Origin of the sequence: Kitasatospora sp. NPDC059088, from assembly GCF_042738155.1 — a bacterium.
Classification (GTDB): Bacteria; Actinomycetota; Actinomycetes; order Streptomycetales; family Streptomycetaceae; genus Kitasatospora.
In genome coordinates this window covers 1-8999 of sequence record NZ_JBHYGR010000055.1, presented here as the reverse complement: position 1 = coordinate 8999, position 8999 = coordinate 1, and the positions used below count along the sequence as shown (strand labels likewise).

The 8999-nt window shown below is 76.5% G+C and carries 9 protein-coding genes; 5 read left to right on the top strand and 4 right to left on the bottom strand.

Going from position 1 to position 8999, the window contains the following annotated elements; translation table 11 throughout:
- The coding region (locus ACFWXO_RS23975) for a hypothetical protein (RefSeq protein ID WP_380525794.1) at positions 1 to 704 on the bottom strand (704 nt) is incomplete at its 3' end.
- A 208-nt stretch (positions 705 to 912) separates the two neighbouring features.
- Entirely contained in the window at positions 913 to 1548 is a 636-nt protein-coding gene (locus ACFWXO_RS23970) for a TetR/AcrR family transcriptional regulator C-terminal domain-containing protein (protein ID WP_380525792.1), read from the bottom strand.
- Between the two features lie 62 nt (positions 1549 to 1610).
- Between ACFWXO_RS23970 and ACFWXO_RS23965 the strand changes: the two genes are divergently transcribed.
- Entirely contained in the window at positions 1611 to 3089 is a 1479-nt protein-coding gene (locus ACFWXO_RS23965) for an FAD-dependent monooxygenase (RefSeq protein WP_380525790.1), read from the top strand.
- 57 nt (positions 3090 to 3146) lie between these two features.
- On the opposite strand, the gene ACFWXO_RS23960 is transcribed toward ACFWXO_RS23965, so the two are convergent.
- On the bottom strand, positions 3147 to 4112 hold the full coding sequence (locus ACFWXO_RS23960; protein WP_380525789.1) for an ADP-ribosylglycohydrolase family protein: 966 nt from the start codon (positions 4110 to 4112) through the stop codon (positions 3147 to 3149).
- A gap of 48 nt (positions 4113 to 4160) precedes the next feature.
- The gene (locus ACFWXO_RS23955; protein WP_380525787.1) at positions 4161 to 4583 is read right to left on the bottom strand and encodes a carboxymuconolactone decarboxylase family protein; all 423 of its coding nucleotides are present in this window, start codon (positions 4581 to 4583) and stop codon (positions 4161 to 4163) included.
- Positions 4584 to 4945: 362 nt separating this feature from the next.
- Here ACFWXO_RS23955 and ACFWXO_RS23950 point away from each other — a divergent pair, with 362 nt between their 5' ends.
- From ACFWXO_RS23950 to ACFWXO_RS23935, 4 genes are all read left to right on the top strand, one after another.
- Positions 4946 to 5866 carry a hypothetical protein gene (locus tag ACFWXO_RS23950; RefSeq protein WP_380525785.1) on the top strand — a complete coding sequence of 307 codons (921 nt, stop codon included), beginning with the start codon at positions 4946 to 4948 and terminating at the stop codon, positions 5864 to 5866.
- Positions 5867 to 5928: 62 nt separating this feature from the next.
- Entirely contained in the window at positions 5929 to 6906 is a 978-nt protein-coding gene (locus tag ACFWXO_RS23945) for a hypothetical protein (protein WP_380525783.1), read from the top strand.
- Entirely contained in the window at positions 6903 to 7820 is a 918-nt protein-coding gene (locus tag ACFWXO_RS23940; protein WP_380525782.1) for a hypothetical protein, read from the top strand. The genes ACFWXO_RS23945 and ACFWXO_RS23940 overlap by 4 nt, the downstream gene beginning before the upstream one ends.
- Positions 7817 to 8944, top strand: a complete 1128-nt coding sequence (locus ACFWXO_RS23935) for a hypothetical protein (RefSeq protein WP_380525780.1) — start codon at positions 7817 to 7819, stop codon at positions 8942 to 8944. The genes ACFWXO_RS23940 and ACFWXO_RS23935 overlap by 4 nt, the downstream gene beginning before the upstream one ends.
- Positions 8945 to 8999: the final 55 nt, after the last annotated feature.

Here is an 8999-nt window from a genome sequence, read left to right as displayed (position 1 = left end):
GGCCTACTTTTGTGTTTTGCGGCCAAACCGGGTGGGGCCCCCCGCTGGCCCCCCCCCCCCCCCCGCCCCCGCGGGGGGGGGGGGCCCCCCCCCCCCCCCCCACGGTGCCACCGCTCCCTCAGGTCCTCGGCCGTCCAGCGGCCCAGGAACACCGCGCCGTAGACGGTGAACGGGAGGGGCAGGGCGAACAGCGGCACCGACAGCCAGCTCGGCCGGCCGGTGCTCATCCGCCCCCGCTCGTCCAGCCACACCGTGATCTCGTGGCCCCGCGGATACGGCCCCTGCGGCCGCTCCGCGCTGAACTCCCGCCCGTCGACGCTCCAGCGGAACGTGCAGGCGTAGGTCTTCGCACCCAGGCCGCCGCCGTCCCCGCCCGGCTCCTGGCCGCTCACCCGGCAGCCCGTCACCCAGGCCGTCGTACGGCGCGGATGGCCCAGCCGCTCCCGCACGGTGCCGGCGACCTGCGCGGCCAGGAACACCGTGAGCAGTGCCAGCAGCAGGAACCCCACCGCCCGGGTGCCCGTCCCGCGCTCCCGCTCCGGGGCGCGGCGGCGCACCGGGAGCCAGGCCGCCGGGAGCGCCGCCGCCGCCGCGGCGCACAGCCACCACAGCCACCCGGGCACCGGGTCGTCCTGCGACCACGGCCACAGCGAGGCCGAGCCCGCGAGCGCCGACGTCACCGTCGCCGCCGCGGTCACCGCCACGCACCGTCGTTCGAACCCCGTCCCGGTCACACCCGCCCCCGACGCCGCAGTCCCGCCACCGCTCCCGATCCTGGGCCCGCCCGGCCCCCGTGGCCAGGCTTCTCCCGCGACGGTGACAGGGCTGCGACATCGCCACGGCCGCACCGGCCGCGCCCTCCTCGCCGGCCCGGCGGTCGCGGACCGCCCCGCCGCGCCCGGTGGTCGCGAACTAGCCCGCCGTGCCAGGCTGTTCGAGGAGCCGGTCGAGGGCGAAGGCGAACCGCGCGTCGAAGTCGTCGCCCTCCAGGTGCCGCGCGACCCGGCCCAGCGCCGGGTGGGCGCCGTCGGCCAGCGCCCCGGCCAGGGAGTGCTCGCCGCTCTGGGCGGCCAGGGCCTGCTGCTCCTGGGTCAGGCCGAGCGCCAGGTACTGGATGCTCCAGAACGTCCAGGCCGCGCGCTGCTCGTCCAGCCCGCCCTCCAGCAGTGCGGCCAGTACGGCGTCGGCGTGGCGCAGGGTGGCCGGCTCGGCCGCGTACGTCCCGGCGACGATCAGCGCCCCGTCGCGGTGGGCCAGCAGGGCGCGCCGGTAGCGGTGGGACAGCTCGCGCACCCGCTCCCGCCAGGGCCCGGGCAGGCCGTCCGGGTCGACCCCGGCGACGATCGCGTCGGCCATCAGTTCCAGCAGCCGGCCCTTGGTCTTGGCGTGCCACAGCACGGTGTTCATCCGGACACCCAGGCGCTCGGCGACGCCGCGCACCGACATCGCGCCGGCGCCCTTGTCGTCGAGCAGGTCGAGGGCCGCGCGCACCACGGCGGCGGTGTCCAGCCGGGGCTGCCCGGCGGGCGGAGCTTGCTTCTTGGTCACTGACCTAGTGTGCTGGGGCCAACGCCATTGGTCACTGACCAAGAACCGTGGAGGGGACACCCATGACCACACCCACCCACCAGGTCGTCATCGCCGGAGCCGGCCCCGTCGGCCTCTGGCTCGCCGCCGAACTGCGCCTGCACGGCGCCGAGGTGACACTCCTGGAGACCCGCACCGAACCCGACCCGCACTCCCGGGCCACCTCCCTGCACCCGCGCACCCTGGAGATGCTCGACTCCCGCGGCCTGCTCGAACCCTTCCTCGCCGAAGGCGTCCGCATCCCCGCCGGACACTTCGCCGCCCTGCCCGCCCGCCTCGACTACACCCGCCTCGACACCCCCCACCGCTACACCCTCGCCCTGCCCCAGGCCCGCACCGAACACCTGCTCGCCGAGCACGCCGTCGCCGCCGGCGCCGACCTGCGCCGCGGCCACCGCGTCACCGGCCTCACCCAGGACGACGAAGCCGTCACCGTCCACGTCGAAGGCCCCGACGGCCCCTACCGCCTGCGCACCGCCCACCTGGTCGGCTGCGACGGCTCCCGCAGCACCGTGCGCCGCGCCGCCGGCATCGACTTCCCCGGCACCCCCGCCACCTTCTGGGCCTGGATGGGCGACGTCGTCCTCGACACCCCGCCCCGCACCCCCGCCCTCGCCAACGAGCGCGGCGCCCTCATGGTCTTCCCGCTGCCCGGCGGCATCCACCGCGTCGTCGGCAACGACGCCGCCACCAACCGCACCCGCCCCGACGGCCCGCCCACCTTCGACCAACTGCGCACCAAGGTCCGCCACATCGCCGGCACCGACTACGGCATGCGCGACCCCGGCCGGCTCTCCACCTTCGGCAACGCCGCCCGCCAGGCCGCCCACTACCGCCACGGCCGCGTCCTCCTGGCCGGCGACGCCGCCCACAGCCACTTCCCGGCCGGCGGCCCCGGCCTCAACGTCGGCCTCCAGGACGCCTTCAACCTCGGCTGGAAACTCGCCCGCGTCCTGCACGGCACCGCCGACGACACCCTCCTCGACAGCTACCACGCCGAACGCCACCCCGTCGGCGCCGAACTGCTGCGCAGCACCCGCGCCCAGAGCGGCCTGATGGCCGACCACAGCCCCGAGACCCTCGCCCTGCGCGACCTGCTCGGCGAACTCATCGACGGCGTCCCCACCTTCTCCGACACCCTGGCCGCCCGCTCCGCCGGCCTCGCCGTCCGCTACCCCGCCGCCCCCGACGGACCCGAGGCCCACCCGCTCACCGGCACCCGCGCCCCCGACCTCCACCTCGGCGCCACCACCCTGTTCACCCTGCTGCGCCCCGGCCGCCCCGTCCTGCTCGACCTCACCGGCTCCACCCGCCCGGACCACCTCGCCCGCCCCGGCCTGACCCTGCACAGCGCCCCGCTCACCCGCCCCCACCCCGGCTGGGACACCGCCACCGCCGCCCTGCTGCGCCCCGACGGCCACCTCGCCTGGCGCACCGACGCCCCCGACGGCCCCGGCCCCGCCGCAGCCGCCGCCCTCACCGCCTCGGGCCTGGCCCCCTGAGCAGCGCGCGGCCGGGGCCGCGGGGAGCCTCCCCGCCGCCCCGGTCCGCCCGGGGCCTCAGCCCGTGCGGCGTACCGGGGTCTCGTCCTCGGCGCCGGCCACCCAGGCCGGCAGGGGCTCGCGCCGGGCGAGCCAGCCGGCGGCCGGACCGCCCAGCCCGGTGCGGGCGGCGACCACGCCGCCGGTGATCGCGCAGGTGGTGTCCACGTCGCCCAGGCCCTCGGCGGTGCTCCACAGGGCGTCGGTCAGGCTGTCGAGGTGGTGGGCGGCCGACCACAGGGCGAAGGGCACGGTGTCGCCGGCCCGCACCCGCTGCCCGTTGCCCAGCAGGTCCGCCGCGCGCCAGGGCTCGGTGTCCGGGGCGAGTTCGGCGGCCCGGGACAGGCCCTCGCGCACCGGGCCGGCCGGGGTGCGCCCGGCCACCTCGGCGAGGAAGGCGGCCCCGGCCGGTGCCGGTGCCGGTGCCGGAGCCCCGACGCCGCCGCGTCCGCGCGCGGCCAGCGCGGCCGCCAGCGCCACGGCCACCGCGCCGGCGATCCCCTCGGGGTGGGCGTGCGTCACCTCGGCCGACAGCGCGGCCTGTTCCGCGGCCTCGTCCAGGTCCGCGTGGAACCAGGCGCCCAGCGGCGCCACCCGCATCGCCGCCCCGTTGCCCAGGCTGCCCTGGCCGTCGAACAGCTTGCGCGACTCCTCGCGCCACGCCGACGGCCGCGCGGCCAGCCGGGGCAGCAGCAGGCTCATGCCGTTGCCGTAGCCGCGGTAGGCGTCGGCCAGGTACGTCGCCCCGAAGGCCTGGGCCAGGCGCTCCTGGTGCACCGCCTCGTACGCGGTGAGGATCCCGTACACCGACAGCGCCATCGCCGTGTCGTCGGTCCAGTGCCACGGGGTCTCCGGCGGCACCCGCCGGGCCCGGATCTGTGCGAACGCCGCCTTCGGTGTGCGGAAGAGCGGGAACCACCGCTCGCCGAAGCCGTCCCCGAGCGCCAGGCCCTCCAACGCGTCACGTGCTGCCGAATACGTCATGGCCGCATGATGGCACCGGCCGCGCCCCGGTGGCAGGGTGGTCCGGCGTCAGGCGGCCGTGACCGGCAGCAGGCCGCGCTCGCCGAAGACCTTCTTGGCGACGAAGGTCGCGTTCAGCGCCTTGGGGAACCCGCAGTACACGGCCGAGTGCAGCAGCGCCTCGGTGATCTCGACGGGGGAGAGGCCGACGTTGAGCGAGGCGTTGATGTGGACCTCCAGCTGCGGCTCGCAGCCGCCGAGCGCGGTGAGCATCCCCAGCGTCACCAACTGCCGGTCACGCGGGGCGAGTTCGGGGCGGCTGTAGACATCGCCGAAGCCCCAGGCGACGACCTGGTGGGCCAGCTCCGGGCTGATGTCGGCCAGCGCGTCCACCACCCGCTGCCCGCCCTCCCCGTCGACCCGGGTGAGCACCTCCATGCCCCGCTCGAACCGCTCCCGCCGCTGCCCGGCCCCCTGCTCCGAAGCACCCATCGCGCCTGTCCTCTCCTCGTACCCGTTCCCGTGCCGCGGCCCCGGCCGACCGGCCCTGACCACGGAAGGAACCGTAGGACTTGGAGTGCACTCCAACTCAAGCCGGGCCCGGAACCACGGCCTCCACGACACCCGGACGCACGACACCCCGTCAGGGCGCCTGTTGCGGTTGGGTCACGGAGTGTCCGATTCATCGGGCATTGCACGGGAGTGCGGTGATTGATTTTGTTGGCGAGAATGTCATCGGACTCTCATACTGCCTGGTGAGAGACGTGATGGCCGGTCCGGGAAGGCTGCGGGGGAGCGGATTTCCGACGGTGGCCCACGTGCGACATTTCCGATCATTCCCATGGGGGAGTCCTTTGCCCGCGCCCGAGAACGAGAGCGCCGCGTTCACCGATCCGCCGCCGGAGCAGCAGCCGCAGCCGGCCGGCGTCGCGCCCGAGCCCGCAGCCGCGCCGGAAGCGGCTGCCGTGCCCGTGCCCGCCGCCGACCCGGCCCCGGCGGTCTTGGCCCCGCGCCGGCTGCCGCGCGCCGTCGGCGTCGCGCTGGCCACCGCCGGACTGCTCGCCGTCACGGCGGCCAGCGCCGCGGTGACCGTCGCCGTCGGCAAGCCGGACGGCCACCGGGCCGCCGCACCCGCGCCGCGTGCCACCGCCACCGCCGCCCCGGCGAGCGCCGGCGCGAGTGCCTCCGCGAGCGCCACGCCCTCCGCCGTACCCGTCCCGGTGCCGACGGCCGTCCCGACCGAGCCCGCCCCGGCCAGCACCGTCAAGGGCACCGTCAGCGGCGGCAAGCACGACGGCGACCTGCGCTACTTCCTGCTCCCGATCCCGGCCGGCGGCGAGTCCTACGGGCCCGCCGACGGGATGGCGATGACCCGCGACGACGTCTCCGAGATGTTCGGCAAGCCGGACGACATCGACACCATCCTCAGCCGCCTCGGCTACCGCGACGGCGCCACCCGCACCTACCGCACCGCCGACGGCACGGCCGAAGTCACCGTCACCCTGCTGCACTTCGGCTCCGCCGACCTGGCGAGCCGGTTCGTCCAGGGCTACACCGTCAAGTCGCAGGAAGCGATCGACATCGACGGCGACCCCAACGCCCACGGCTTCCGCCGCAAGCCCAAGAACGAGGCCTACACCGGCTCGATGACCGGCATCTCCAGCCAGGGCGACGTCCAGTACACCGTCGACGTCGAGGTCAAGGGCACGCCGGACAAGGCGCTGCTGAACGACCTGATGAAGCGCCAGCGCGAGTGGCTCGCCTCCGGGGGCTGAGCCCGCGCCCGCGCGCCCGCCCCACGACGTCCTCCCGCCCCTCCTCCTCTGGAGTCGCTTCCGTGACCACCGAACCCGAGCAGCCGCCGGCCGCGGCCGCCGACCCGTCCGCGTCGGCCGAACCGCCGACGCCGCCGCTGCCGCCCGTACCACCAGTGCCGCCCGTACCGCCCGTGCCACCGGTCCCGCCGGTGCCGCCCGTCCCGGCCCCGTCCCCCTGGTCGGCCGAAGGCGAGGCGATGGCACACCGGACGGCGCACCAGGCCCCGGCCGCGCCGGAGCCCGCCGCCCCGGAGCCCGCCGCTCCGGCCCCGGCCGTGGACGTCTACGCCGACTTCCTGTCGGCCGGCCCCGAGACCGCCCCGCGCCCGTCGCGCCGCCCCCGCCCGGTGCTGCTGTCCGTCTGCGCCCTGGTCGTGGGCGTGCTGGCCGGCGGCAGCGTCGGCTACGCGATCCAGGCCCAGCGCCCGCCCACGCCGCTGCCGCCGCTCCAGGTCGCCCTGCCCGCCTACCCGGCCGAGACGGTCGACCCGGCCGCCCTCGCCGCCGCCCAGCCCCCGCCGCCCGCCATCGAGGGCGACCTGCGCAAGCTGGTGGTCAGCGCCCCCGACGGCAGCACCGCCTGGGGCGACTACCCGGACAAGCCCGGCTGGATGTCGATCGGCGAGCTCGCCGAACGCAAGGGCGACGCGGCCGTCGTCTTCAAGGACCTCGCCACGTCCGGCTTCCGTCGCGCCGCCGAGGTGGACTGGATGAAGGGCGACATCCGCTACCGGGTCACGCTCACCCAGTACACGCCCGAGCACATCGACGAGGCCGCGGCCTTCCACGGGCAGGCCTTCGCCGACGACACCGACGGCGGCTACCGGGTGGACCCGGAACCCAGGCAGTGGTCCGACACCAAGGAGCAGTACTACTACGGCCACGCCGCCGCCCAGCGCGGCACGGTGCTGATGACCGTGGAGGTCTTCAGCCCCAAGCCGGTGGAATCCGGGGACCTCAAGGCCCTCGCCAAGCAGCAGTGGGAGCGGCTGACATGACCGACGACTCCGTGAGCGCCGTGCCGGCCACCCCGGCCGAGCCCCATGTCCCGGCCACCCCGGCCACCCCGGCCGTCCCGGCCGAGCACACCCCCGAACCGGCCGCGCCCGCAGGCGAGTTCGCCCCGGCGGGCGCGCCCGCCACGCCGGACCCGACCCCGGATTCGCCCCCGAACCCCGCCTCCCGCCGCCTGCTGCGCGCGGGCGCCGCCACCGTCGCCGCCGCCCTGGTCGGCGTGGTCATCGGCGTCGGCATCATCAAGACCCGGTACGACGACCCCGCCCCGGTCGCCGCCGCCGGCCCCACCGGCACCCCGGCCCCGGCCGCCACCCCCACGCCCTTCGGCGCCAAGTCCAACGGCAGCCACTTCGGCTCGCTGCGCGACCTGCTGCTGCCCGTCCCGGCCGGCTACGCGCCGGGCCCCGACGAGGGCGGCTACGGCAACGACACCGAGCTCGGCGCCGGGCAGCTCTCCGACGAGATGGACGCCGAACTCCAGCAGGTCCCCAAGGACAAGCGCGACAAGCTCCGCTCCTACTGGCAGGGCCTGCACGTCAAGGGCACCGGCGTGCGGACCTACCGCAACGACGGCGGCAACCTGGTGGTCGGCCTGCGGCTGCGCCAGTTCAACCAGCAGGAGGTGCAACGGATCAACGAGTACACCGCGGTGTTCACCGGTGACACCGGCATCTTCCGCTCCGGCCCGCAGGTCCCCGGCCACCCCGAGGCGCACTGCTACCTGATGCCCGCGCCGCCCTCCGCGCCGATCGACTACCTGGAGTGCTCGGCCGCCGAGGGCGACCTCCTGGTGATCATGAGCGCCGAGGGTGTGGCACCGCTCCCCAAGGACAGGATCGTGGCCCTCTTCACCATGCAGCTCGACCGCCTCGCCAGCCCCGGAGCCTCCGTATGACCGACCACGCCGCCACCCCGCAGCCCGGGCCCGGGTCCGAGCCCACCCCGCAGCCCGCCCCGGAGTCCGGGCCCGCCCCGCAGCCCGCCGCCGACCCGGCCCCCACCACGGCGCCGACCGTCGAGGAGCCGACCGCCGAGGAGCAGGCCCTCGCGGCGCAGGCCCTCGCGGCGCAGGCCCTCGCGGCGCAGGCCGCCGAGGAGCAGGCCGCCCACCGCACCCGCCGCCGCAAGGCCGCGGTGCGCTGGGGCTGCGCCGTCCTGGTGTTCGCCCTGGCCGGTACCGGTACCGCGCTGGCCGTCACCGCGCCCGAGCGCACCGACATCCCCGGCCTGGCCACCGCCGGAGACGGCCGCTACACCTTCCCGCCGCTGGCCCTGCCGCCGCTGCCCTCGGGCAAGGCCGCGCCCAACCTCAAGGACAAGGCCAAGGACAAGGGCGCGGCCGTGCACCTGGCGGACCTGCGCCACCTGCTGCTGCCCGTGCCCAAGGAGGCCGGCGGCTCGGTGAACCCGCCGGTCTTCCCGGCCCCGACGGCCCCGACGCTCCCGGCGGGCTCGGCGGGCTCGGCCTCGCCCACGGCCTCGCCCTCCGACACCCCGTCGGGGACCCCCTCGGCCACGGCGGGCCCGAGCGCCTCCGGCACGGCCACCGTGGGCCCCGAGGGGGCGGCCCCGGCGAACTGGGTGTCCTGCGACGCGCTGCTCGGCGACCTGCAGAACCCGGCCCGGATGCGGACCCTGCTGCGGCAGAACGTGTGCCGCGCGGCCACCGTCCGGGAGTGGACCGCCTCCGACGGCACCAGCACCCGGATCCGGCTGATGCGCTTCGGCACCTCCGCCGAGGCCTGGGACACCTTCTCCCGGACGCGCTCGGAGATCCAGCTCAAGGCCGCGCCCGACGCGAGGACCGCGCCCTCCTCGGCCGACGGCGAGCTGCCGGACGGTGTCGAGGTGACCCGCAAGGAGTCCCGGGAGACCGCCGGCAAGGACGTGCCGACGACCCGTCTGGCGTTCGTGTCGGCCTCCGACGTGGTGGCCGTGATCACCATGACCAACCCGCGCGGCGTGCCCGCCGCGGCCTTCCGCCAGGTGGTCGACCTCCAGTCCGACCTGCTCGCCTGAGCCCGGCGCCCGCCCGAAGGCCCCCCGGGCCCGGGGGGGGCGCCCCCCCGCGCCC